General features: G+C 63.7%; 19 protein-coding genes and 1 pseudogene. 14 read left to right on the top strand and 6 right to left on the bottom strand.

What is annotated here, in order from left to right; all coding sequences use genetic code 11:
* Positions 1-6 precede the first annotated feature (6 nt).
* From JST30_10350 to JST30_10335, 4 genes are read left to right on the top strand one after another with little or no spacing between them, the layout of a single operon-like run.
* The gene (locus tag JST30_10350; protein MBS1714722.1) at positions 7-1,260 is read left to right on the top strand and encodes an aspartate aminotransferase family protein; all 1,254 of its coding nucleotides are present in this window, start codon (positions 7-9) and stop codon (positions 1,258-1,260) included.
* Between the two features lie 32 nt (positions 1,261-1,292).
* Positions 1,293-2,264 (top strand): hypothetical protein, encoded by a 972-nt coding sequence (locus JST30_10345; GenBank protein MBS1714721.1) that lies wholly within the window; start codon positions 1,293-1,295, stop codon positions 2,262-2,264.
* 56 nt (positions 2,265-2,320) lie between these two features.
* The gene (locus JST30_10340; GenBank protein ID MBS1714720.1) at positions 2,321-2,821 is read left to right on the top strand and encodes an RNA polymerase sigma factor; all 501 of its coding nucleotides are present in this window, start codon (positions 2,321-2,323) and stop codon (positions 2,819-2,821) included.
* A gap of 49 nt (positions 2,822-2,870) precedes the next feature.
* Positions 2,871-4,274 (top strand): DUF4349 domain-containing protein, encoded by a 1,404-nt coding sequence (locus JST30_10335; GenBank protein ID MBS1714719.1) that lies wholly within the window; start codon positions 2,871-2,873, stop codon positions 4,272-4,274.
* Between the two features lie 419 nt (positions 4,275-4,693).
* Here the strand turns inward: JST30_10335 and JST30_10330 are convergent, their stop codons facing one another.
* Positions 4,694-6,559, bottom strand: a complete 1,866-nt coding sequence (locus JST30_10330) for an ankyrin repeat domain-containing protein (GenBank protein ID MBS1714718.1) — start codon at positions 6,557-6,559, stop codon at positions 4,694-4,696.
* A gap of 1,152 nt (positions 6,560-7,711) precedes the next feature.
* Between JST30_10330 and JST30_10325 the strand changes: the two genes are divergently transcribed.
* From JST30_10325 to JST30_10285, 9 genes and pseudogenes are all read left to right on the top strand, one after another.
* A complete protein-coding gene (locus tag JST30_10325; GenBank protein ID MBS1714717.1) occupies positions 7,712-8,773 on the top strand; it encodes a hypothetical protein in 1,062 nt (353 codons plus the stop codon).
* A complete protein-coding gene (locus JST30_10320; GenBank protein MBS1714716.1) occupies positions 8,770-9,882 on the top strand; it encodes a hypothetical protein in 1,113 nt (370 codons plus the stop codon). The genes JST30_10325 and JST30_10320 overlap by 4 nt, the downstream gene beginning before the upstream one ends.
* A 589-nt stretch (positions 9,883-10,471) precedes the next feature.
* Positions 10,472-11,146, top strand: a pseudogene (gene rpsB / locus JST30_10315) (30S ribosomal protein S2).
* A gap of 285 nt (positions 11,147-11,431) precedes the next feature.
* Complete coding sequence (tsf, locus tag JST30_10310; protein ID MBS1714715.1) at positions 11,432-12,271, top strand: translation elongation factor Ts; 840 nt, start codon at positions 11,432-11,434, stop codon at positions 12,269-12,271.
* A 111-nt stretch (positions 12,272-12,382) separates the two neighbouring features.
* Positions 12,383-12,874, top strand: a complete 492-nt coding sequence (locus JST30_10305; protein ID MBS1714714.1) for a hypothetical protein — start codon at positions 12,383-12,385, stop codon at positions 12,872-12,874.
* Positions 12,875-12,922: 48 nt separating this feature from the next.
* Entirely contained in the window at positions 12,923-13,636 is a 714-nt protein-coding gene (locus JST30_10300; GenBank protein MBS1714713.1) for a UMP kinase, read from the top strand.
* A 2-nt stretch (positions 13,637-13,638) separates the two neighbouring features.
* Positions 13,639-14,199 (top strand): ribosome recycling factor, encoded by a 561-nt coding sequence (gene frr / locus JST30_10295; protein MBS1714712.1) that lies wholly within the window; start codon positions 13,639-13,641, stop codon positions 14,197-14,199.
* Between the two features lie 79 nt (positions 14,200-14,278).
* Positions 14,279-14,989 (top strand): di-trans,poly-cis-decaprenylcistransferase, encoded by a 711-nt coding sequence (uppS, locus tag JST30_10290; protein MBS1714711.1) that lies wholly within the window; start codon positions 14,279-14,281, stop codon positions 14,987-14,989.
* A 22-nt stretch (positions 14,990-15,011) separates the two neighbouring features.
* The gene (locus JST30_10285) at positions 15,012-16,097 is read left to right on the top strand and encodes a redoxin domain-containing protein (GenBank protein MBS1714710.1); all 1,086 of its coding nucleotides are present in this window, start codon (positions 15,012-15,014) and stop codon (positions 16,095-16,097) included.
* Here the strand turns inward: JST30_10285 and JST30_10280 are convergent.
* Positions 16,094-17,383 (bottom strand): aminotransferase class I/II-fold pyridoxal phosphate-dependent enzyme, encoded by a 1,290-nt coding sequence (locus JST30_10280; GenBank protein MBS1714709.1) that lies wholly within the window; start codon positions 17,381-17,383, stop codon positions 16,094-16,096. The genes JST30_10285 and JST30_10280 overlap by 4 nt on opposite strands.
* 125 nt (positions 17,384-17,508) lie before the next feature.
* Positions 17,509-17,757 (bottom strand): 50S ribosomal protein L31, encoded by a 249-nt coding sequence (gene rpmE / locus JST30_10275; protein MBS1714708.1) that lies wholly within the window; start codon positions 17,755-17,757, stop codon positions 17,509-17,511.
* 240 nt (positions 17,758-17,997) lie between these two features.
* Here rpmE and JST30_10270 point away from each other — a divergent pair, with 240 nt between their 5' ends.
* Positions 17,998-20,697 (top strand): pyruvate, phosphate dikinase, encoded by a 2,700-nt coding sequence (locus JST30_10270; protein ID MBS1714707.1) that lies wholly within the window; start codon positions 17,998-18,000, stop codon positions 20,695-20,697.
* Positions 20,698-20,780: 83 nt separating this feature from the next.
* Here the strand turns inward: JST30_10270 and trxA are convergent, their stop codons facing one another.
* Genes trxA through JST30_10255 form a run of 3 tightly spaced genes read right to left on the bottom strand, consistent with a single transcriptional unit; the run spans position 20,781 to position 25,840 of the window.
* Positions 20,781-21,125, bottom strand: coding sequence for a thioredoxin (gene trxA / locus JST30_10265; GenBank protein MBS1714706.1), 345 nt, complete (start codon positions 21,123-21,125; stop codon positions 20,781-20,783).
* A gap of 33 nt (positions 21,126-21,158) precedes the next feature.
* The gene (locus tag JST30_10260) at positions 21,159-24,365 is read right to left on the bottom strand and encodes an efflux RND transporter permease subunit (GenBank protein MBS1714705.1); all 3,207 of its coding nucleotides are present in this window, start codon (positions 24,363-24,365) and stop codon (positions 21,159-21,161) included.
* Positions 24,362-25,840 (bottom strand): efflux RND transporter periplasmic adaptor subunit, encoded by a 1,479-nt coding sequence (locus JST30_10255; GenBank protein MBS1714704.1) that lies wholly within the window; start codon positions 25,838-25,840, stop codon positions 24,362-24,364. Before JST30_10255 ends, JST30_10260 begins: the two co-directional genes overlap by 4 nt.
* Positions 25,841-25,874 lie beyond the last annotated feature (34 nt).

Raw genomic sequence — 25,874 nt, 5'->3', positions numbered from 1 at the left:
CTCCGCATGGATGCCGAGGCGCTCACCGAAGCCACACTCCGACGCTATGCCGAGCACGTGAACCCCGGGCTCGCCAAGCTCATGAGCTTCGCGGGGTTCGGGGTCGAAGTGCGCGGCGAAGGGTCCGCCGTCTGGGACCAGGACGGCAAGGAGTACATCGACTGCCTCGGCGGCTATGGGGTCTTTACCCTCGGCCACCGGCACCCGAAGGTCGTCGAAGCGGTCAAGCGCCAGCTCGACGCCATGCCGATGAGCGGCAAGACCTTCTTCAACCCCGTCCAAGGCGAGCTCGCCGAACGGCTCGCGGGCCTGGCCCCTGAAGGGCTCGAATTCACCTTCTTCAGCAACAGCGGCGCGGAGGCGGTCGAGGCCGCGCTCAAGTTCGCCAAGCTCGCGACCGGGCGCCAGAAGATGGTCTCCACCGTCGGCAGTTACCACGGTAAGACGATGGGCGCGCTCAGCGTCACCGGCCGGGACAAGTTCCGCAAGCCGTTCGAGCCGCTCGTGCCCGGCGCCGTGTTCGTTCCTTATGGCGACGCCAAGGCCGCGACGGATGCCATCGACGGCGACACCGCTTGCATGATCGTCGAGCCCGTCCAAGGCGAGGGCGGCGTGCGCGTCCCGCCGGACGGCTACCTCCGCGAACTGCGCGCGGCCTGCGACATGCACGGCGCGCTCCTGATCGTCGACGAGGTCCAGACGGGCCTCGGCCGGACAGGACACCTTTGGGGTTGCGACCACGACGCCGTCAAGCCCGACCTCATGACCCTTGCCAAGGCGCTCGGCGGAGGGGTCGTCCCCATCGGCGCGACAATGGGCACCGCCGACGTCTGGGAACGCGTCTTCGGCCGCAACCCGCTGGTGCACACGTCCACCTTCGGCGGCAACCAATTGGCCTGCGCGGCGGGACTCGCGGCCCTCGAGGTCCTTGAGGAAGAGGGCCTCGTCGCGAAGGCTGCCGAGACCGGCGCGCTCATGACCGCCGCCCTTCGGGAGCTCCAAGCCAAGCACGACCTCATCGCCGAAGTCCGTGGTCGAGGGCTCTTGATCGGCGTGGAGTTCTCGATCGACGAGGTCGGCGAACTCGTGATCGCGCAGATGGTCAAGCGCGGCATGGTCGCCGCCTATACGCTCAACAACCCGCGCGTCATCCGCATCGAACCGCCGTTGGTGATTTCCCGGGACAAGGCGCTGGACGCGTGTAGGATTTTCGGCGAGGCCGTCGAGGAGACGGCCGGACTGCTCGTCGGACTTGTCTAACGGCCGGCCGAAAATGCCTGTAGACTGGACAGGTGGGGTCGATCAGCGGGCTTGAGTCCGAAACCGAAGACATGGTCGCAAAACCGACAGCCACGTGGCGCATCCCGTCGAACGCCTTAGAGCGGATCGAAGAGTCGTCCCTCGAGACGGCCTGGCTCCGGTTTTTCGCCTGGGCGTTCCTCATCTTCGGCGTCCTCTGGTACTTCGTCTTCGCCCACAACTTCCAGAACCCGGAGACGTCGTTCACCCAGCACCTCGAGGTCTTCCTCATCATGGTGTCGGCCCAAGCCGCGCTCGGGTTCCTCTACTACCGGCTGTCCAACCGCATCGACATCGGCACCGGCCTCAAGCGGCTCAGCACCAAGGTGCCGGAGACCGCTGCCTGTCCGGTCATGCTCGAGATCGCACAGGACGGGGTCGTGACGGGCTACGACGAAGGGTTCCTCTGGCTGAGCGACGGCACGCTCTTCTTCAAGGGCCTCCAGACCGTGTTCCGCGTCAACGCGGAGGACGTGCCCCCGGTGCAAGAGTGGCCCAGGAAAAGGCGGCCCAACATCGACGAGGGCCGCCCGCCCCGATGGATCCCGATCGAGTCCGAGACCGGCCTCGTCCTGCGTTACAAGTACATCGACCCGTTCGAAGACCATTCCGCACGCCGACGCACAGGCGCCCTGGACAAGGCCGTGGCTCTCTGGCTCAAGGAACGGCCCCACGGCTCTTTGGAGACGCGCCTTCCCCCGCTCCACCTGCACCCTTCCCTGCGGCAGCTCGGCCCGCTCCGGTTGGAAGGGCTGGTCGCGGGGATCTTCATGACCGTGATCGACCTCGTCCTGCTGTTCTCGGTCCGGTTCTCGTTCGGCCCGGACGAGGCCCTCTCCGTCTCCAACTTCCTGAGCGCGGCCGCGGTCGCCTTGCTCCTGTTCCTTTCTGTCCGGTTGACCGTGTCCCAAGCCCGAGACTTGGCCGTCCGCAAGCGCATCGCCCTCGTCCCGCAAGATTTTTAGCGGGACCGTTGAACGGACTCCGCCCGTCCCGACACTCAGGACACGAGCGAACCGTAATGGACGGTCGGATCGAGCAAGCGAGGCATGGAGACCGCGACGCTCTGGGAAGCCTGGTGCGCGAGCACTATTCCCGGGTGTTCCGTTTCTGCGCCCGGCGGCTCGGCGACGACCTGGGCCAGGACGCCGCTCAGGAGACGTTCGTGACCATGCAACGGTCCCTCAAGCGCTATCAAGGAAAGTCCACGTTCGAGACGTGGCTTCTCGGCATCGCGCACAACCATTGCCGGACCATGGCCCGCAAACGCAGGCTCGACCCCTTGCCCCTGGCCGCATGGCTGGAGGCGCCCGACACCTCGGCCCAGACCCCGATCGACCGGGAAGCCCTCCGTCAAGCCCTTCAACGGCTGAGCGAGGAGCACCGCGAGGTCGTCCTGTTGCACGAGGTCGAAGGCCTGCGCTACGCCGAGATCGCCGAAATCGTCGGCGTGCCCGAAGGCACCGTCAAGAGCCGCCTGCACCATGCGTTCCAACACATGAGGAGGCACTTGTGCGGGTAGAAGCGTTAAGGTTTGACAGGGCATATCTGTCCTTTTCAGGAGTCCAGCCATGAGCATCCGTGACGACCTGAAGGCTTTCCTTGACGGCGAACTGTCCCCTGAGCGTGCGGCCGAAGTCCAAGCCGCCATCGACCAAGATCCTGCGCTTCGCGACGAGGTCCTGTTCATGAAAATCCTCAGTGGTGAGATCCAAGACGCGTCCCGCGAGCCGCAAGCGAGCGGGGCTGACAAGGCCGTGGACCGTGTGGTCCGGTCGCGGCCGACGATGTGGAAGTGGGGCGCCTATGCGGCGTCCGGCGTGGCCGGCCTGTTCCTGATCGGGCTCGTCGGCTCCAAGCTGTTGCCCGGCGTGCCGTTCGCGGGGGCCAACGACGCAGCGAAGGCGGAATTCGCCGCAGGCGCGGCCAAGAGCGCCGTGGAGACGGCCAGCCCGACGGCGGCCCCCTTGCCGCAGGCCGACGCCGACCGTGCGACGGACAAGGAACGGAGGACGGAATTGACCGAAGGTTTCGCCGATCCGCAGCGTCCGCAGGCCGAGAAAGGCGCGGACATCGCGGTCGGCGGTGGCGGCGGGGCTCCGGTCCCCTCCGAAAGCGAGACCTCGAACGGCACGCAGTTCGGCGACGGCGTCGTCGCGGGCAAGATGAAGACCGAGTCTCCCGTCGAGCTGGCCAAGAAGAGGGTGGCGCGCGGCCGGGCGGCCGGCAGCGAGCAGTTCAGGCAGTCAGCCGGCGACAAGGCGCCCGCGACGTCCGCCCAGCCCGTCACGCCGCGCCAAGGCCTGGGAGGGGTCGAGACGGCGCGCAAGGTCGTCCGCAACGCCGACATGGGCGTCAAAGTGAAGGACGTCCGCAAGTCGGTGGCCGAGGTCGAACGCCAGGTCAATGCGATGAACGGTTTCGTCGGCGACACCCGTTACGACGGCCGCCAGGACACCTCGACCGCCACGATGCAGTTCGAGGTGCCGGAAAAGAGCTTCGTGGCCATGCTCGACACGCTCCGGAGGCTCGGGACGGTCGACCATGAGAACGTGACGGGCCAGGACGTGACGGCCTCGATCGCCGACGGCAAGGGACGCATCACCGCCCTCGCCGACGAAGAGCAGAACCTGATCAAGGAGTTGGAACGGGCCCGGCAGTCGGACATCCGGCTGGAGATCCGCCGCCGCTTGAGCAGCGTCCGCCAGGACATCTCGGGTCTGAAAGCCCAGACGAAGGCGCTCGAAGGCCTCGCCGACATGAGCCGCGTCTCGCTGACATTGACGCAGTCCGGCCAACTCGACGAATCGACTCCGAACGACTGGTTCGGCCAGACGACGAAGGGCGCGGGCGACCTGCTCGGCTTTTTCGGCCGGTTCATCGGCGTCGGCGTGATCTACCTGGTCTTCATGGCCCCGGTCTGGCTGCCGATCGCCGGCATCGTCTGGTGGGCGCGCAAGCGGGCCGGTAAGTGAGCGTCTGACCGAGGGATCCAGGGGCCGGCCGAGCGCCTTCCCCTGGTCCCGTCGCTTTGTCCGCCTGGAGGGTCGTGGCACCTTGTTACGGCCACTCTTGACGCGGCCGTCTTGGGTCGGCCCACGCGCCGTCTGTAGCTTCTGTCTGTGCTCGACGTGTGCTCCGGATGTGCTCGACACGTGCTCGACACGGCCGTTCCGAGCACGTTCCGAGCACGTGTCGAGCACGTGTCGAGCACAGAGGGTGGCGTACGAAGGAACCTAGGACGGGGCACGGGAACGGCCCTTTTGGAGTCGAAGAGAGGCTCGCGACAGCGCGAATGCACCCATGACGGCCAGGCTTTAAGGGTCCGTGTGACGGACAGGGGTGCGAACGGGCACGGACCATCCCGTTTCAGCCCGGCTACCCCTGCGAGAGGTCACGCATGGTCAGGCCATCCGCCACCCATCTGGAGGTCACCAAGGTCTGGCCACCCGCCGACTTCGACCGCTGTCCATGTCATTGTTGCGAGATCCAAGAGATGGACGGCCGTATTCTGGACGTGCTCCTCTTTGCCGCCAATGAACCTAACGACCTGCCCTCCCCACACTTTGATCTTGCCGTCGCTCAACTCTGCGCGGTGTTTGAAGACCCGACCGGGTGATGGGCCGCTCGTGGCCACGGGCTCCATCCGGAAGTCATTTGTAGACAGTTTCAGGACCGGCGTGTCTCCCTGCCTCTCCCCGAGACAGCCCAGACCGCCAATGATGGCGATAGAGCTCTCTAATAGAGTGGCCGTATGGAAGTCCGTCGGAGGAAAGACCGAAAACGGATAGCCGTAGATGCGGAGCTCCCCGTCCGGCCAGCCGACGATAACGTCGTTGTAGATGCAGAAATCTGGGTCGTACCAGTCCTCGTGCTCGCCTGCGATCAAGACCACACGACCGTCTGGAAGGATGGTCATGGACTGCCCAAACCGGGCCGCGCACCAGACGGGAGTGCCTCGCGAGCCAGGAACCGGGCAAACATATTTCGAAGGATCATTGAAGCGCTGACGCGCGCCGTAGGCGTCAAAGCCCGATTTGACCATTGCGACCTTGAACGGCCCGGTCATGTCCTCTGGGTTCGACCTCCCTTCGCGAGGGTCCTTGGCCGCTCGGTACTCCGCGACCGTCACAGAGTCCAAACTGTCGAACTCTGCTCGCCCGAAACCTAAGACGGCCCTAATATTGTCAGACCGCAGGTGGGTCGGATCGGCACCGGCGCTCAGAAGACTAATGATGCTCTCCTTGTCTACGAGCCCATCGAAGACGCTAGAATAGTCCATGCTGAAGTTCGGGTCGGCGCCTAGGTCGAGCAACGTCCGGATCATCGCCGCGTCACCCGAATGTACGGCCACGACGAGCGCCGTGTCTCCCGTTCTATCCACGCTATCGACCGGGCAACCTTCGGCGACCAACCATTGGACGAGGCCGGTGCTTCCCGAGAGGACGGCAAGGCAGACTGCGGAATTTTGACGCCCGTTTGTGGCTGAGAATGCCGCTCCGGAGGAACGGAGCAGCATGGCCGCATCGATGTCGCCCTTCAAAATGGCGACATCCATGGCCGTGTGCCCCGACGCGTCGCGTGCTTCGAGATCCGGACCTCGGGTCAGCTCACGTTCCACGTCCTCGATCGAACCGATCGCAACCGACCGGATGAGCGGCGTCCACTGGAGCACACCCTCGTGTGCACCGGCCTCGACGAGCGCTTTTACATAAGAGTACTTGCCGTTTTTCGCCGAAGCGGTCAGGGGCCTTTCACCGTATTGGCTCGGCTGCATCAGATCGACGCCAAGGCCGATGAGGTACTCGATCAGCGGCAGATTCTCTTTCCTTCCATAGACGGCGCTCAACAGGGAAGAGTAACCACTGGAATTGGCGGCATGGACGTCGGCCCCGTGCTCGACGAATAGTCGGACAGTGTCGAAGTCGCCTTGAAGAATCGCCAGCTCGAACAGCGGCTCGCGGATCTCGTATGAACCCGAAATCATTTCGCTCGGAAGGTCGAGGTCGAGCTCGTCGGAAAGGATCGAATCGAGGTCAAGCCCTTCCGGAGGCTCAGGGAACTTGTCAACGTAGACGAACAGAGGATCGGCCCCGGCTTCGAGCAGCAGGCGCACGATTTCAGGAGAGGGCTCCTCGTCCTTAAGCACGTGGTGAAGCGGCGGGCGACCGTCCTCGTCGAGTTCGTTGCTCGCCTTGGGATTCGCCTTCAAGAACGCAGCCAAGGCTTCCGGTGGCCCTGACCGAACGAGATTGTGCACGACTCCCAAAGTCTTATGATCTTAGCAGCGCCATGAGCAGTCGCCACCGACAGGATAACCAGGCTTGGTATTGATCGCACCGCGGTCGTTCACAGCCTAGTCACGTCCCACGAGGGCGGCAGGCCCGTTCACAGAGACGCGCACCCGTGCCTTCACCAACCGTGTACCCGCCTGGATGTTGCCGGCAACCGTGCCGAGGACCGTGATCGACTTCGTGCTGCCTCCAGACGCCAAAGTTCTCGGGTTGTCGACGAGAAGCCGACCTCGTCTGGAGGCTTGACGGACGGCTTCGGCGGTAATCCTCCCCCTGCTTGGCCAGGAGACGGCACGATCAGAACCGGGGTGGCCCGGATGCCGACGTTTTCCTCACGACGGCGTGTCTAGACTTGGAGTCGGTGCGGAGGAAGCCTCCAGACTAGGGTTCGGCGGCGTGCGGTCTGAGGTGGTGTCCGGAGTCTGGAGGCAGCAACAGGCCCGTGAAACCGCGCGTTGTGAGTCGGTGCATACGAAGCCTCCAGACGAGGTCCGGCGGCGTGCGGTGTGAGGTGGTGTCCGGAGTCTGGAGGCAGCCATAACCTGGAGCGAGGCAAGAAACCCGCCGGTTTGGACTCGGAACGGGTCCCCTGCGGACAGCCCAGGCTCTTGAAGGTCCGTTCCACCCCTGCCACCCGGGAGGAGGTCACCCATGGTCAGGCCACCCGTCGTGAGCCGGTGCGGACGAAGCCTCCAGACTGGTTCGGCGGCGTGCGGTCTGAGGTGGTGTCCGGAGTCTGGAGGCAGCAAAAGAAAAGCGCCCTAACATGACGTCCGCTGCACCAACCCCTGGTAGAACCATGCATGTGGCTGCGAGTCCCTACCGCGCAGATCCAGGGACGGAGGCAAGTTCCTTCGGAACCGGGCTGCAAACGGGCACGGACCATCCCGTTTCAGCCCGGCCACCCTTCGGGAGGTCACCCATGGTCAGGCCACCCGTCCGCGCGTTGTGAGCCGGTGCGGACGAAGCCTCCAGGCACGGATCGGCGGTGTGCGGAATGAGGTTGTGTCCGGAGTCTGGAGGCAGCGACTTTACCCTAGCAATCTTGTGGTATATATTAAGGCATGGTTCGATGGGTTGAAAACATTAGGAGGTCAAGTGCGGCAGTACTTCTTGCCATGACCTTTGTCTGGGCACAAGCCATTCAGGCGTCCGTCCCAGTTCCTGGCGACTCCATGCCGCACTACTTTTCTGGTACCAAGGCAAGGGCCTCAGGGAAAGTATGGCGGGACGAGAATCCCGAACAGATTGTTGAAGCGTGGCTCTACTTGAACGGGGAATTGGTTCACCACTGGGTTCACCCCAATCAAGGGCAGTACGTCCCTGAGATCGTTCTTGAAATCATGTTCGACAGCACCCACTTTGCGAACGGTTCAATTGTCGAAGTCAAAATGAAGGGCAAAAACCAATGGGGGGATATCGCTCAAGACATAAACTTCGTCGAAGTCAAGAACCGCTGTGTCGGCTTTGGTCGACACGACTTCCTTCAGTACAACGGCGGAGACGGCGTGACCGAATTAGTCACACAGCTGACTGGGCACAACTACGGGTTCTTAACGACCACCTCATACGGTTGGGCTTGTCTGGACATCACGGACAGCATGAGCAATCCTGGGATTTACTACGTGGCGACCCATGGCAACAGTGCCGCGCATCAGACCAACAATCTAATACCCGTAATTGAGCGCATGTATGCCCTGCCTGTTTCCGGCGAACAAGACTATCAGAATGTTCGCACTCTCCGCAACGGGTCGGGGTATCCACCACTAAACAGTACTGATAATCCCTACGTGGCTTTTGCCCTAATGGACTTCTGCAACAGCGGTTCCGCTTCAGACTTTCAGACCGTATTGTATCCATACTACGATGCATATTCAGCGGACATAGTTGACCAAGCTATGATAGGTTGGGGCGACGTCGTATACCTGCGCGAGGCAGAAAACAGGGTCTCATGGCTCTTTCGTTTCCTTGTCGTTGGAAAGACCGTGCAAATTTCGCGCGACACGTTCTTAACATTGAACTCTGAGACAGCCGATCCTGTCCATGTCGGTAGTACAAGCCATCTTGCCTCAACTTCCTCAGATTGCCCGATCTTCGGTGATGAGTACACGCGCATCAAGAGAGTTTACACGCACACTCACTATCTAATCACTCCTGGACAATGGTATAGACCACTATGAAGCACGCAGCCATCTGCTCCGTCACTGTTACACTCTTCCTGTCGGTAAGCGCCCAGTCTCAACAGAAATATGACGAGGCTGCGGCGAAGGCGTTAGTTGCGTCGTATGTCAAGAGCCTCGATCTACCTTACAAGAGTGACGACCTTCAAATGCGGAGTGTCCAGCGAGTTAAAGGCGATCCGCCACTATGGAGCGCAATGCCTGCGGACAGTTCGTTCATCATGGCGATCAATTCGGAGTCGGGGGATCTAGTTGGCTTTTCTGACGTCACGGCAGGCGAGAAGCTCAAAGTAAGGTTGGCAGGTGAACTAAGGGTTATCAAGAGCGACGCCGATGCTTGGAAAAGGGCACGACAGCTCCTTGCGGCATCTGGTCTCGATGACATCGACTGGCAGGAACAGAGCATCAGAAAGATTGCAGATGAACCAGGCGCGGCCAAAGATCGGCTGAACAAGGCTGATAGGTGGCAATGCATGTTCATTGAGACAGTCGTAGGCTACGCTGGCTTCGCTAATTCAGCATCAGTAACACTGGACGTTGTTTCAGGCAATGTACTGTCCTCCAATGCTTCCACTCTCTGGCGATTCGTTCCTCCACTTAAGCTAATGACCAGCGAACAAGCAGCCGAGAAGTTTAGAGCAACTTTCGAGGCTTGTCGCCAGTACTACTCCTCTCGTGGCGACAGTACGCGGGCAGATCAGTATTCGTGGCCGGGTGACAACAACGTCAAAGACAGTATTAGGTTCGAAGTAAGACCAGGAGGGACAGAGGCAATGCTCTCGACACATGGGGTAGACGTGGCTCAAAGGCACGAGGCCAGGGTTGCCGCTATTCTTTCGACCGATTTAGGTGAGTACGGAATTGACGCTGAGACTGGCGAACCACTCTTGGAGTACATCACAACTGGGACAAAGCAGAATTCAGAGACTCAACAATCCCGGATTGCAGCCGCGAGTACCACAGGCGTCGGAGACAACGGATTTCCTTGGGAAGTCCTTGGAGGCGCAGGCTTGATCGCCCTCTTGGTCGTGCCCTTCATTTTCATATACCCGATGGGACGCTCGAAAGTACCTGATGTAAAGGATGGGCAAGGAAACACGACCACTTAGACGTCAACCCGCGCTATCCTGCGCTTGAGGGTATCAAAGTGAGTCGATCTGCTCCCCTATGGGCCATCCTGGGCTCGACCATGGGCCTGGTCACAGTCGCCAACACCGGGCCTCTACCCGCTTGAAGTACAACCTTACAGGGTGGCAAGGACAAAACGCTCCTTTCTGCCCTCGGCATGGCCCGTGGACCGAGCGAGCGTTTCTGTCCTTGTCCGCGGGACCTCGCCAGAAGACGTTCCTTCGGAACCGGGGTGCAACGGGCACGGTCCATCCCGTTCACCCCGGCCACCCTGGAGGCGGTCACCCATGGTCAGGCCACCCGCCGCCAGGTTGCCGGTCTCGCAGGTGCCCGACCCTCCTCGTGAGCGGTCTCGCAAGAGCTCGACCACCAGGACGAGCGCGACCCCAAGGTCGGTAAGACGAGAGTCGGGAGTGGGCGCCTGGTTCCCGACCCCCGCCCCACCGCCCAGGTACACTCCACCCCGGCGAAAGCCAATACGCACGGACTTGTGCGCGCCCCTGGGTCTCTCGAAGCAGGGAATCGGGCGGAACTCTGCCAAGTCCGGAGGAACAACCCAGGAAACCGCATATGCCCCAACTCAGCATGAAAGAGCTGCTCGAGGCGGGCGTCCACTTCGGTCACCAGACACGGCGCTGGAACCCGAAGATGAAACGCTACATCTACGGCGCTCGCAACGGCATCTATATCGTCGACCTTCACCAGACCATCAAGCTGTTCGAAGACGCCCTGAACCACGTGCAGCGCGTCGTCGAGGGCGGTGGCACGGTCCTCTTCGTGGGCACCAAGAAGCAGGCCCAGGCCGCGGTCAAAGAGGCCGCCCAGCGCTCGGGCCAGTACTTCGTCACCGAGCGGTGGCTCGGCGGCATGCTCACGAACTGGAACACGATCCAGAACCGCATCCAGCGCCTGAAAGAGCTCGACCGCATGGTGGACGAGGGCTACATGGGCCGACTCCCCAAGAAGGAGCAGCTCAAGCGCGGCGAGGAGCGGGACAAGCTGAACCGCTACCTGGAAGGCATCCGCTCGATGGAGGAGATGCCGGCGCTGATGTTCGTCGTCGACCTCAATAAAGAGGGCATCGCGGTCAAGGAGGCCCAGAAGCTCAACATCCCGGTCGTCGCGATCGTCGACACGAACTGCGACCCGGATTTGGCCGATTACGTCATCCCCGGCAACGACGACGCGATCCGCTCGATCCGGCTCGTGACGCAGAAGATCAGCGAAGCGATCATCGAAGTCAAGCCGTACATCGACGAAGGCGCGAGCGCCGGCGTCGTCGGCGAGGCGGGCGAGTCCGAGGAAGAGACCGCTCCGGTCGCGTTCGGCGAAGTCGAACAGGAGTTCCTGCGGGCCTTCGGCGAAGAGCCGGACAAGAGCGTCCCCGGCGCCCAGGGCAAGCCTGAGCCGGAAGCCGCCGCTCCTGCCGCGACGACCGTGGCCGAAGCTGCGCCCGAGCCTGCTCCCGAACCTGCCGCCGCGACGGCGGAAGCCACCCCGGAGCCGGCCCAGGAGAGCTAAAGAAACGATATGAGCATCAGTGCATCCGACGTCAAGAAACTGCGCGAAGAGACCGACGCGCCGATGATGGAGTGTAAGGCCGCTTTGGAAGAAGCGGGCGGAGACTTCGACAAGGCGAAGGCGATCCTGCGCGAAAAGGGCCAGGCCGCCGCGGCCAAGCGCGCCGACCGGTCGACGAGCGAAGGCATCGCCAAGTTCGTCGCGGCCGAAGACGGCAAGACTGCGGTCGGCGTCATCATCGAGAGCGAGACGGACTTCGTGGCGAAGAACGACACGTTCAAGGCCCTCGTCGACCAGATTGCGAACGGCATGCTCGCGGCCGGATCGGCCGGCGCCGATACGGTGGTCGACGGCAAGCCCGTGTCGCAGCTCCTCGAAGAGGCCGTGGCCGTGATCCGCGAGAACATCGTCCTCAAGAAGGCGGTCCTGCTCAAAAGCACGGGCGGGGTGTTCGCGGTCTACAACCACCACGACTCGAAGAAGGCGGCGGCGGTCGAGGTCAGCGGCAACGCGAGCAACCTCAAGGACGCCGGCTTCCAGGTCGCGATCCAGACGGTCGCGTTCTCGCCGAGCTTTCTGAAGAAGGAAGACGTCCCGCAGGACGTCATCGCGAAGGAGATCGAGATCGAGACGCAGCGCGCGATCAACGAAGGCAAGTCCGCCGAGATCGCCGAGAAGGCCGCCCAAGGCCGCGTCAACAAGGAGTTCTATCAGGCCCAGGTGTTGCTCGAACAACCGATGTACACCGACGCCAAGAAGTCCGTGTCCGCCTACCTCGCCGAAGAAGGCAAGGTCGGCGGCGGGCCGATCACGGTCCTCCAGTACGAGCGGATCGCCGTCGGGTCCTGAACCCTGGCGTCCCTCTGTCCGCGCCCTGTCCGACCGAACGTCCGGCAGGGCGCCTTTCTTTTCGGAGGGCGGCGCGGGCACTCTTGGCGTCCGGAGACCGTCTAGAAGACTATGATCCGCCGACCGGCCGTCTTGATCTTGGCGGTGGGGTGCCTGTGGGGCTGCGAACCGACGGGGCCTGCCGTCCCGATCCCGCTCAACGAAAGCCGCCGGCCCGCCCCGAACCCGGAGCAGCCGAAGTCCGAGGCGGCCAAGGCCTCGAACCCCTTCCCTCCCGGTACGCCCTACGGCGACGACCCGAACGCGGCGACCGACAAGAGCCTGCTGATGCAGCCGAGGGACGCGACGTTGGGCCAAGGCGGCCCTCAACGCCTCTATCCCGGTGCGCCGGACACCACGCCAGGAACGGGTTACGCCAACAACGGTGGCGGGCCGAACACGCCTTCGACGACGCCTTACGGGTCTCCGATGCCGGGAAGCGGGTCGTCGATGCCCGGCGGGGCGGGCCCTTCCGGAGGCGGGGTCCCGTCGCCCGGATCGTCGCCGTCCGACGTGCCTTCGGGCGGGAGCAACCCGTACGGCGGAAACCCTTACGGCGGTTGACCCGCCAGCCCGCCATTCCGGTGCGGCGACGCGTTAAAATAGAGGCGCATGTCGTACTCGCGCGTCGTCCTTAAAGTCAGCGGCGAGGCCTTGGCAGGGCGCGCCGGATTCGGCCTCGACGCCAGCGTGCTCACCTACTTGGCCAAGGAGATCATCGACGTCCAATCCCTCGGCACACAGGTCGGGGTCGTCGTCGGCGGAGGCAACTTCTTCCGGGGCGAAGTGTTCAGCGAGACAGGCGGGATCGATCGGACCTCGGCCGACCAGATGGGCATGCTCGGCACGATCATGAACGGGATCGCCCTTCAGTCGGCCATCGAGAAGCTCGGAGTCCCGTGCCGCGTCCTGAGCGCGATCAACGTCAGCGCGGTCTGCGAGCCGTTCATCATGCGACGGGCCGTGCGCCACTTGGAGAAGGGCCGGATCGTCATCTTCGTCGCAGGCACGGGCAACCCCTATTATTCGACCGACACCGCCGCCGCCCAGCGCGCTCTGGAGATCCAGGCCGACTGCCTCATCAAGGCGACCAAGGTCGACGGCGTCTACGACAAGGATCCGAAGAAGCACGCCGACGCGGTCAAGTACGCCACGCTGGGTTATGGCGAAGCGACGAGCAAGCGGCTCGCGGTGATGGACCAGACGGCGTTCGCCCTGTGCCAGGAACACAACCTCCCTGTCATCGTGTTAGACTTGCACGAGCCAGGAAGCATGGTCCGGGCGGTCCAAGGGGAACCGGTCGGAACGCTAGTCGAAGGAGAATGACCATGACAGTCCAAGAAATCCTGCAGGATGCAGACCAACGCATGAAGCACGCCGTCGAGGTGACGGCCCACGATTTTCAGCGCATCCGGACGGGACGCGCCAACCCGATCATCCTCGAGGCGGTGCACGTCGACTATTACGGAGTCGAGACGCCGGTCAGCCAGGTCGCCAACGTCACGATCCCGGAAGCGCGCCAAATCTTGATCACGCCCTACGAGAAGAACCTGCTCGGCGCGATCGAACGCGCGATCCTGAAGAGCGACCTCGGGCTGACGCCGAACAACGACGGCCAGAACATCCGGTTGAACCTTCCCCCGATGACGGAGGAGCGCCGCAAGGAACTGATCAAACAGGTCCACCACAGGGCCGAAGAAGGTTGCGTGGCCGTGCGGAACGTCCGCCGCGACGCGATCCATCATCTCCAGGCCGCGCAGAAGAACAAAGAGATCTCCGAAGACGAACTGAAATCCCACGAGAAGAAGATCCAGGACATGACCGACAAGCACGTCGCCGAAGTCCACGACGTCCAGAAGAAGAAAGACGCCGAGTTGATGGAGATCTAAGGTGGCGCGCACCGGCGCATCCCCGGCCAAGGCGAAGGGTCACGATATCCGACGACGGGCCGAGGAACGGGGCATCGACTTGTCCCGGCTCCCCGCGCACGTCGCCGTGATCATGGACGGTAACGGTCGATGGGCTCAGAAGAAAGGGCTCATGCGCCTGTTGGGGCACCGGGAAGGCTATCGGACGCTCAAGAACGTCCTCCTCCAGGCCAGCGAGCTCGGAATCCGTTATCTGACCGTCTACGGGTTCTCCGCCGAGAACTGGCGGAGGCCGGAATCGGAAGTCGGCGGCCTGATGCGCCTCATCGAGGACGCGGCGAAGACGGAACTCCGCTCGCTCATCGAGAACAACGTCCGAGTGTACGTTTCGGGCCGACTGGACGAGCTCCCGGCGACGTTGCAGCGCGCCCTCCGGTCGCTCGTCACCTCGACGGAGACGAACACCGGCATCGGGTTCACCCTAGCGATCAACTATGGCGGCCGGGCGGAGATCGTCGACGCCGTGAAGAAGCTGATCGCGAGCGGGGCCGGGCCTGACGACGTCGACGAGGCCGCGATCGCCGGCAACCTCTACGTTCCGGACGTGCCCGAGCCAGACCTCATGGTCAGGACGGCGGGCGAGATGAGGTGGTCGAACTTCCTCATGTGGCAGTCGGCGTACACGGAGCTTTTCGTGACCGACCGCACCTGGCCCGAGTTCGGTGCCGAAGAACTGCTCGACGCCGTCTCAGCCTACCAACGTCGATTCCGGAAATTCGGCGGGCTCGGCGACGGCCCGGAACCGGTATGAGCGGAGCAGGCGTAGAACCAACATGACTTTGATCGGACTGACCGCCGCCGTCGGACTGTTGTGCTTGTCCGGCCAGGATGCAGGTCCCCTTGGTGTCGGATCCCCTGCTCCGGCGCTGTCCGGAGGGACATGGGTCAAGGGCGAAGCGGTCAAGGAGTTCGCCAAAGGCAAGACGTACGTCCTTCAGTTCTGGTCCACGTGGTCCGGACCGTCGCTCGACGCCATGCCCGGCTTCAACGCCCTCGCGGGCCGCTACAAGGACAAAGCGACGTTCATCGGCATCAACGTGTGGGACAGAGACCCCGATCCGAAGAGCACGGAATACGTCGGCCGCGTCCAGGACTGGGTCGTAGGCCAGGGCAAGGCCATGGACTACCGGGTGTGTGTCGACGACACGTCCGACTCGCTCCTGCAGGGCTGGATCCAGGCCGCCCTGCAAACGTCGATCCCGACCGTCTTCGTCGTGGGCCCCGACGGGAAGCTTGCCTGGATCGAGTCCGGAGTGGCCGGTCTTGACCAAGTCGTCCCGAAGGTGCTCGCGGGCACCTTCACGACCGAAGACGCGGGACGGCTCCACGAGGAACTGATCCTGCGTCGGAAAAAGACCGAAGAACTGTACGGCGAAGCCCGCAAGGCGTTGGCGGCCGGCGACCAGAAGGCCGCGTTCGCCCGGCTCGACGAGATCGCTTCCCTCGACCCCTTGGTCAAGGACTTCGTCCCTTTGATGAAGTTCGAGCTCTTGGCCGAAGCCGACGAGGCCAAGGCCAAGGAGTTTTTCAAGAACGCCGTGACCGGCGAGTTAAAGGACAACGCCGTCGTCCTTCAGAAGATCGGGACCGGGATCGCGATGGGTTACACCCCTTTCGCCGATCCGGACTATGAAACGGCTTACCTGGCGCTCGAACGCGTCCTCCAGATCCAGAAGAAGGACGTCCCGTCCGTCCTGTCCGCGATGGCTGAAGCCAAGCTCCGGACGGGCCACAAAAAGGACGCGCTCGAACTCATGGAGCGGGCCTGCGAGGCGCTCGAGCGGGACCCCGCGTCCAGTCAGAAGGAGCGCGAAGCCTACGAAAAGCGCCTCGAACAGCTCAAAGACGGGCTCGGTTAGGCTTTTTCCAGCGCCTTCTCAAGGTCCGAGAGGATGTCGCGTTCGTCCTCGAGGCCGATGCTCAGCCTGACGCCGCCCGGCCGGATGCCCGCCTTGACCTGCTCTTCGGGCGGGATGGCCGAGTGCGTCATCGAAGCAGGGTGCTCGACGAGCGTCCGGATCTGCCCGAGCGAAACGGCAAGGGTCACGGCCAAAGAGTCCGAAGCCAGGTGGTTGCAGACCGTCATCGCCCGACGGTACGACGCGTCGGCGTCCCCCTTCATCTCGAAGAAGATCATGGCCCCTGGGGCAAAGTTGCCGTCGATGTCGCGCATCTGCTCCATGGCCAAGGCGATCTGTGGGAAGCTGTCCAGGCCCGGATAGTGGACTCGGCCGACCTTGGGGTGCAGTTCGAGGAACTCGGCGACCCGCTGTGCGGTCCGCTGTTGGCGCTCCATCCGGAGGGCGAGCGTCGGGACACCGTACGTAAGGATGTGCCAGGCGGCGTCGGGCGAGATCGAGCCGCCAAAGTCTTTCCGGTAGAGCAAGAGGTCGGTTTCAGCGGACTTCGGGCCGACGACCACTCCGCCCATCGTCGCGCCGAACCCGCCGATGTGCTTGGTCAAGGAGTGCACGACGTAGTCGATGCCGTGGGACAACGGCCGCTGCGCATATGGCGAGGCAAAGGTGTTGTCGATGACCGAGACGACCCGCTTGCCGGGGTCTCGGCTCAGATTGGCCTCGGCAACGACCTTGGCCACCCCGCCGAGGTCGATGAGTTCCATCGTCGGGTTGCACGGGGACTCGAACAGGACCACTTTGGTCTCGGGCCGCAGCGAGTCCCGCAAGGCGTCCAGGTCGCCCATCATGACGGGCGTGCTCTCGACCCCGAACTTGCCGAGCCAGCGGGTCACGTGACTGTAGGTGCAGCCATAGAGCGCAGGATGGAAGACGACGTGGTCGCCAGCTTGAACGTGAATGCCGATCGAAGCGGCGATCGCGGCCATGCCGGTCCCGAAGCAGACCGCGCACTCTCCCTTCTCGCTAAAGGCCAGGGTTTCTTCGAGCAGGCCCGTGCACGGTTCGTCCAACCGGTCATAGATGTAGATCGGGGCGACGGACCTGCGGTCGACGTCGGGGTTAGCGAACTGGACGAACCCTTCTGCACCCCGTTCGGCCGATCGGAGCCGGAAGCTCACCGCCGTCGTAATGGGAGGAAGGATGTGGTCTTGAAAGTCCCACTTTTCGCTCCGGAACTTGCCATGGATCAGGACGGAACGGTCACGATAGCCCTCGTCACGTGCCATATCCCGATTATGGGCGGCCTTTCGGACCGAGTCCAGCGAACCGAACCGAACTTGCGATATGGACGAAAAAACCGAACGCCAGGGCCGAGACCGGGCGTCGGCGACAGAGAATCAAAAGACCGGACTTAGGACTTCTTGTCCTGGTTGCCGTAACGGCGCATGAACTTCTCGACGCGGCCGGCCGTGTCGACGATCCTCTTCTGGCCCGTGTAGAACGGGTGGGTGAAGGCGCTGATCTCAAGGCGGACCACGAAGTGATCGATCCCGTCGATCGTACGGGTCTCGTTCGTCTTCATCGTCGAGATGCCCTGCCACTCGTGGTCGCCGTCCACGAAGAGGACGGGGTGGTTGACAGGATGCGTGGCCGTTTTCATGGTCTTGCCTTGCTCGGCGAGCGGGACGTCAATTATGGCCTATTCCTCAGGCTCGTTGCGAGTCCGGCCGGGACTCCGGACCAATGGGCCCGCGACGGGCTCTCCAGACCCCGGGCCGGGGCCTTGCGCCCGGTAACATCAGGTTCGCGCACCGACGTCGCTGCGCGCACCAGGCCGGTTCCAGTCCGTTGAACCTTCTTTCCCATTCGCGGGCCGGTCGCCGAGCCGCCAACCACGACCATGAGCAAGAAGCGCGTCTACCTGTTCCGGGAAGGCCATGCCGGCATGAGGGACCTCCTCGGCGGCAAAGGGGCCAACCTCTGTGAAATGACCAACATCGGTCTGCCCGTCCCGCCCGGGTTCACCATCACGACCGAGGTCTGCGGCGAATACTACGCCGAGGGGGGCCGGCTTCCGGGCGGGCTCGAGGCCGAGATGCGCGCCGCCGTCGCCGACGTCGAACAGCAGATGGGCCGGACGTTCGGGGGCTCGGAGCGGCCGCTCCTCGTGTCCGTCCGATCGGGCGCCAAGTTCTCCATGCCCGGCATGATGGACACCGTCCTCAACCTAGGTTTGAACCCGGTGACCATCGAAGCGCTGATCCGGGAGACGGGCAACCCCCGCTTCGTCTGGGACAGCTATCGCCGGTTCATCATGATGTTCTCGGACGTCGCGTTCGGGCTGAGCAAGCACGGCTTCGACGAAAAGATCTTTGCGCAGTACAAGGCCAAGGTAGGAGCCAAGTCCGACTTGGACCTCACGGCGGAACACCTCGAAGACGTGTCCGGCCTGTTCCTTGCCCACGTCCACGACAACGCGGGCCGCGACTTCCCCACCGACCCGTGGGAACAGCTCGACCTTTCCGTCGAAGCCGTTTTCAAGAGCTGGCACAACGACCGCGCCGTCTTCTACCGCAAGACCGAGAAGATCCCTGACGAAATCGGTACGGCCGTCAACGTCCAGTCGATGGTCTACGGGAACGCGGGCGACGACTGCGGGACGGGCGTCGCGTTCAGCCGTGACCCCTCCAACGGCGAAAAGGCCGTTTTCGGCGAGTACCTGATGAACGCCCAAGGCGAAGACGTCGTCGCCGGCGTCCGGACCCCGGTGCCGATCAGCGAACTGGAGAAGCAGGATCCGACCGTGTACAAGCAGTTCATCGAAACGATGGACCGATTAGAGTCGCACTACCGCGACATGCAGGACATCGAGTTCACGATCGAGCACGGCAAGCTCTTCATGCTCCAGTGCCGAAGCGGAAAGCGCACGGGCCCCGCGGCCGTCCGCGTCGCCGTCGAGATGGTCCGCGAGGGATTGATCTCGAAAGAGGAAGCGATCAACCGCGTTACGGCGTCGCACCTGGACCAGCTTCTCCACCCCCGCATCGACCCGGCGTCTCAGTCCGAAGCGACGCGCTTGACCTCGGGGTTGGCCGCCTCGCCCGGCGCTGCCGTCGGCAAAGTCGTCTTCGACGCCGACACGGCCGCCGAACTCGGCGTCCACGGCGGACAAGGTGAGAAAGTCATCCTCGTCCGGGACGAGACCAACCCGGACGACGTGCACGGAATGATGGCCTCCCAAGGCGTCCTGACCGCTCGCGGGGGGAAGACCTCGCACGCTGCGGTCGTCGCCCGCGGTTTCGGCATCCCGTGCGTCGCGGGGGCCGAAGAGCTCGAAGTCGACGCGCACGCCAAGACCTTGAAGATCGGTGAACGGACCGTCCGGGAAGGCGAAACGATCACGCTCGACGGATCGACGGGCGACGTGTTCCTCGGCCCTCTTCGGCTCATCGCGCCTGAAGTGAGCGGTTCCTTCGGAGACCTGATGACTTGGGCCGACGAGTTCCGCACGCTCAAGATCAGGACGAACGCCGACAATCCCCGTGACGCCCATCAAGCGATCGAGTTCGGCGCGGAAGGGATCGGGCTCTGCAGGACGGAGCACATGTTCTTCGAGCCCGAGCGGCTCCCGATCGTCCAGGAACTGATCCTCACGAAGGACGAGGCCACCCGACAGGAGTGTCTCGACAGGTTGTTGGTCGTCCAGCAAGCGGACTTCGAGGGCATTTTCGAAGCGATGGAAGGCAAGCCCGTCACGGTGCGCCTGATCGACCCGCCGCTCCATGAGTTCCTTCCGTCCCACGACGAGCTCTTGCGCGAGACGACCGAACTCCGCGTCAAAGGCGGCGCCGCCACACCGGGCGCGCAAGGCGCGCAATACGACGAGAAGATGAAGCTCCTCGCGGAAGTGGAAGCCATGCGCGAGTCCAACCCCATGATGGGCCTACGTGGCGTCCGTCTGTCGATCGTTCTTCCGGGCCTCGTGGTCATGCAGACGCGGGCGATCCTCCAAGCGGCGGCCAAGCTCATAAAGGCGGGCAAGCGGGTCTTTCCCGAGATCATGATCCCGTTGGTCTCGACCGTCAACGAGCTCCGGGTCGTCCAAGGGCTGTTGGAATCGGAGGCGAAAAAGGTCGTCCAAGAGCAGGGGGTCGACATCCCGTACCTCTTCGGCACGATGATCGAGATCCCCCGAGCCGCTCTCACCGCCGGCGAGATCGCGGAATACGCCCAGTTCTTCAGCTTCGGCACGAACGACCTGACGCAGATGACGTTCGGCTTTTCGCGGGACGACGCCGAGGGCAAGTTCCTGGGGCGGTACGTCGACCAGAAGATCCTGGCCGCAAATCCGTTCGAAACCCTGGACCAGACCGGCGTCGGCCGTCTGATGCGCCTCGCCGTCGACGAAGGCCGCTCGGCGCGGAACGACCTCAAATGCGGCATCTGTGGCGAACACGGCGGCGATCCGGAGTCGATCGTCTTCTGCCATTCGCTCGGACTGGACTACGTGTCCTGCTCGCCGTTCCGCGTCCCCATCGCCCGACTGTCCGCGGCCCAGGCCGTCCTGCGGGAAAAGGTCAAGGTCGCGATCGACAAGTAGGGCCTGTTCTCCGGCTCCAAACGGCGAACGGTGCCCGCGTCCTGAGGACGCGGGCACCGTCGCCGGAGAGTTTCGCGTCACGCTTAGGCGACGCGTTTCAGGACATCGTTGACCAGCGACTGGGCCGGGACGACCCCGACGTAGGAGCCCAACACCGTCGAACCCCTCATTAGGACGCACGTGGGGATGCTTTGGATACCGAACGCTTCGGCGAGCACACGTTCCTTGTCCACGTCGACGGTCGCGACCCGGACCTTACCGGCCAACGATCGGGCCGCTTCGGCGAGGACGGGCTTCATCGCGCGGCAAGGGCCGCACCATCCCGCCCAAAAGTCGATCAGGACGGGGGTCTCGTTCTCCAGGACGTCCTGCTTGAAGGTGGCCGCGGTCAGTTCGACGACGCCCGTGTCGGTTGATTCGCCTTGCATGTCTTAGGAGAGGCAGGATCCTCGTCAAGCGATTCAGGTCCCGGCAGGTTTCTCGGCCCGACCCCGGGCGGACAGGAAGTACAGCACCGGGACGGCCAACCGGGAAAGGAGCGTCGATGCGATCTCTCCCGCCATGAGGGCGATCGCAAGGCCCTGGAAGATCGGATCGAACAGGATGACGAACGAACCGACGATGACGGCGGCGGCCGTCAACAGCATCGGCCGGAACCGGACGGCTCCGGCGTCGATGACCGCCTGTTCGAGCGACGACCCCTGCCTGCGCCGGAGTTCGATGAAATCCACGAGGATGATCGAGTTCCGGACAATGATGCCCGCCCCCGCGATAAAGCCGATCATCGACGTCGCTGTGAAGAACGCGCCCATGAGTGCGTGGCCCGGAAGGATGCCGACCAAGGTCAAGGGGATCGGAGCCATGATGACGATCGGCGTCTTGAAGTCCTGGAACCACGCCACGACGAGGATGTAGATCAGGATCAGGACGGCGCCGAACGCCACTCCTAGGTCTCGGAAGACCTCATACGTGATGTGCCACTCGCCGTCCCATTTCATCGCCTGCTTGTCCGGGGCGTCGGGCAAGTGGGTCGTGAGGACGTCCAGTTTCGAGCCGCCGGGGAGACGTAACTTCTCCAGCGCCTGGTTCATCTTCATGATCGCGTAGACCGGGCTCTCTTGCCTCCCGACGACGTCTCCGACGACATAGATCACGGGCAACAGGTTTTTGTGGTAGATGCTCTTGTCCGTTGCGATCGGAGCCGCCTTGACCAACGTGCTCAAGGGTACGGCGGAGCCAGTCGCGTTCCGGACGGTCAACTGGTCCAGCCGGTCCAGTCCGCTTCGCTCGGTGCGCGACAGTCTGACCCGGACGGCCACGTCTTCCCTTGCGGACTCGTCGTGCAGCAGACCGACCTGGCTCCCTGTGAGGGCCGTCGTCAGGGCCCTCGTCACGGTTTCCGGACTGACCCCGGACAGGACCGCTTTCTCCTGGTCCACTGCAAAGCGGACCGTAGCCTGGTCGTCGTCCATGTACCAGTCGATGTCGGCCACGCCCTCGGTCGTCTCGAAGATCCTCTTGACTTTCTGCGCCGTGTCGAGCCGTGAGGCTTCGTCCGGGCCATAGACTTCGGCCACCAGAGTCTGAAGGACCGGGGGCCCTGGGGGGACTTCGGCGATCTTGACCCTGGCTCCGTAGCGGCCCGCGATCGCCGAAACGTCGGCACGGATCCGCTTTACGATGTCGTGGCTCTGGGCTTTACGGTGCTCGCGGCCGACAAGGTTGACCTGGATATCGGCCTGGTAGCTGGCGCTGCGGTTGAAGTAGTGGCGGACCAGGCCATTGAAGTTGAACGGACTGGCCGAGCCCACGTAGATCTGGAAGTCCGTCACTTCCGGCACTTTCGAACCGTAGTCGGCCAAAGCCTGCGCCACCATCGCGGTCTGCTCGAGCGACGTTCCCGTCGGCATGTCCACGATGATCTGGAACTCGTTCTTATTGTCGAACGGCAACATCTTGACCGTGACCGCCTTCATTCCGACCAGCGCGAACGATCCGAGGAGCATCAGTCCGATGGCGACGAAGAACACCGTCCGGACCTTGGCCGAGCGGAGAAGCGGGGTCATGATCCTGCGGTACGCCTTCGTCAAGGCGTCCTCCGGCCCCTCTTCGTCGTGAGACTTCCCTTGGTGGCCCTTCTTGAGGATGCGGACCGCCGCCCAGGGCGTCACGATGAACGCGATCAGGAGCGAGAAGACCATCGCCGCCGAAGCGCCGATCGGGATCGGGCGCATATAGGGGCCCATGAGCCCGCCGACGAACGCCATGGGCAGGATCGCGGCAATGACGGCGAAGGTCGCGAGGATCGTCGGGTTGCCGACTTCGTCCACGGCCCGGATCGCCGTCTTGATGAGTCCGGTCTCCTTAGCGTCGGGCATCCGGAGGTGTCGGACGATGTTCTCGACGACCACGATCGCGTCGTCCACGAGGATCCCGATCGAAAAGATCAGTGCGAAGAGCGTGATCCTGTTCAACGTGAATCCGTACAGGTAGAAGACCAGCAGCGTCAGGGCCAAGGTGACCGGGATCGCGGTCAGCACGACGAGCGACTCCTTGCGGCCGAGCGCGATCGCGATGAGGACCGTGACCGAGACCACGGCGAGCCCCATGTGCATCAGGAGTTCGTTCGACTTTTCGGCCGACGTCTCCCCGTAGTTCCTGGTGACCGTGACCGCGACGTCGCTCGGGATCAGCGAACCTTTCAGTGTTTCGACCTTCGCGAGCACCCCATGGACCACGTCGATCGCGTTGACGCCCTGTCGCTTGGCGACGCTGATGGTCACGGCCGGTTCGAGGCTCTTGCCTTTGTCGCCTTCCGACGCAGGCCCCGAACCGAAGAAGACGTAGCTTTGCGCCTCCTCGGGCCCGTCCGTGACGGTCGCGACGTCGCCGACCTTGACCGACCGCCCGCCGCTGGCCCCGACGATGACGTCACGCACGTCGTCGGCCGTCTTGAAGAACCCTCCGCCCTTGACCGCGACGACGTCCTTGCCCTCGGCGAAACGGCCCGCATCGGTCTGGACGTTGGCCGTACCGATCGATCGGAGGACGTCGTCTGGGCCTAGCCCGAATCCGGCCAACCGCGACCTGTCGAGTTCGACTTTCAGTTCGCGCTTGAGGCCGCCGATCACCGCCGTCTCGCTGACGTCTTGGACGCTCTTTATCGTCTCCTCGACCCGCAGTGCGATTTCTCGGAGCGCCGCAGGACCGATCGTCCTGCTGTGCAAGGTCAAGGCAAGAACGGGGACGTCGTCGATCGCACGGGGCTTGACGATGGGCTGAGTCGCACCGGGAGGAATGATGTCGTAGTGGCTCTGGAGTTTTTCCCTGAGCCGGACGAACGCTTTCTCCTGGTCTTGGCCGACCAAGAAGCGGACGACGACCATGGCCCGCCCGGGACTGCTCGTCGAATAGACGTATTCCACACCGGGGACCTCCCAGACGAGTTTCTCCATCGGGGTCGTCACCCGCCGCTCGACGTCCTTAGCCGTCGCACCGGGCATGTCGACGACCACGTCCGCCATGGGGACGACGATCTGCGGCTCTTCTTCACGGGGCGTCCGAACGACGGCCAGCAGTCCGAGCAACAACGACGCGAGGATCAGCAGCGGCGTCAATTTGCTGTTGACGAACGTCGCCGCGAGCCGGCCCGCAAGGCCCGTCTTCATCGTCCGTCAGCCTTGACGGAGACCCCGTCGACGATGCCTGTCCGGTCACCCACGATGATCCGGTCACCTTCGGCAAGCCCGGTCAAGACTTCGACCTCCGGTCCCGGACCGCTCGCCAGTGTGACGAGCCGCAACCGGGCCCGGCCTTCGTCGTTCACGACATAGACGAACTGGAGCCCGTCCCGCTGCCACGTCGCCTTCAATGGAACGACGATCCCCTTTGCCGACCCTGTCCGCACGGCCGCTTTCGCGAACATGCCGGACTTGAGCCCGGGTGAACCCTCGAGCAGGAACTTGACGACGAACGTGTGGGTCGAAGCATCGCCTTGGGGCGCGGTTTCGACCACACGGCCCGTGACGGGGCGGTCGAGAGCGTCGACCGTGACCATCGCCACTGTTCCGAGAGGCAGCGATCGGACCGTCCGTTCCGGGACAACGGCCTCGAAGAGGAAACCGCCGCCCTCGACGGCCAAGAGCGGCGTACCCGGGGCGGCCATCGTCCCAGGGTCGACGAGCCTTTGGACGACCCTTCCGTCGAAGGGCGCGACGACTTGCGCGTACGAAAGGCTCACTCGGGCCGATGCGACGGCGGCCGCGGCCTGCCGCTCCTGGGCACGGGCGACTTCGACGTCCTTCCGCCTGACTTGGGTCTGAAGCGCTGCCGCTCGGGCCTGCACGAGGCCGGCCTTGGCCCCGTTGACGGCCGCCCGCGCCTGGTTGACCGCTTCCTCCGCAGCCTTGACGTCCTGAGTCCGCGAGCCTTCGCGGGCCAGGTTTTCGGCCTGTAGCGCGGCTTCGTACTGGCCTTTGGCCAGGTCGTATCGGTTCTGGGCCATGTCGAGGTCTCTTCGGGCGACGGCGCCGGCATCGACAAGGCGCGTCGTCCGGTCCAGTTCGGTTTTGGCCAGCTTGAGACTGGACTCGGCCTGCACGACCGCGATGCGGCTTTGTGCGACCTCCTGTTTCCGTGTGCCCGAGACGGCCAGATCGTAACGGGCGATGGCCGAGGCGAGCGCCGCCTCCGCTTGCCGGACTTGAAACTCCGCCTGGGCGATCCGGGCGTCCGACGTCTTCGCTTCGATTTCAGCGGCCGTCCGCGCGCTTCCGATGCCGACGACCGAAGCCCGATGGTTCGCACCGGCCATATTGAGGGCCGCTTCCAACTCGCGACCGTCGACCGTGAGGAGCGTCTGACCTTGACGGACAGAGTCGCCGTCCCGGACGGCGACCGACACGACGCGACCCATCGCCTTCGCGGACAACGTCGCGTTGAATCGGGCTTTGACCGTCCCGGACACCGTGGTCGTCCGTGCCGTCTCGGAACCGTGAACAGTCAGGACCTCCGCTGCAACGGCGGGTAGCTCCTGGTCCCGCCCTTTGGCCGCTTCGTGGCTCTGGCAGCCCGAAAGGCTGCCCGACACGGCCACGGCGGCGGCCAAGGCGAGGACGGGTGAGAGGGTGTGGGGTCGGGGCATTCGTCGTCTGCACCTCCTTCTGGGGCGCTCCTGC

The organism is Armatimonadota bacterium (assembly GCA_018268395.1).
GTDB lineage: Bacteria > Armatimonadota > Fimbriimonadia > Fimbriimonadales > Fimbriimonadaceae > JAEURO01.
Note: the sequence above shows the minus strand (reverse complement) of the source record. Positions and strands in the feature narration are given on the sequence as shown.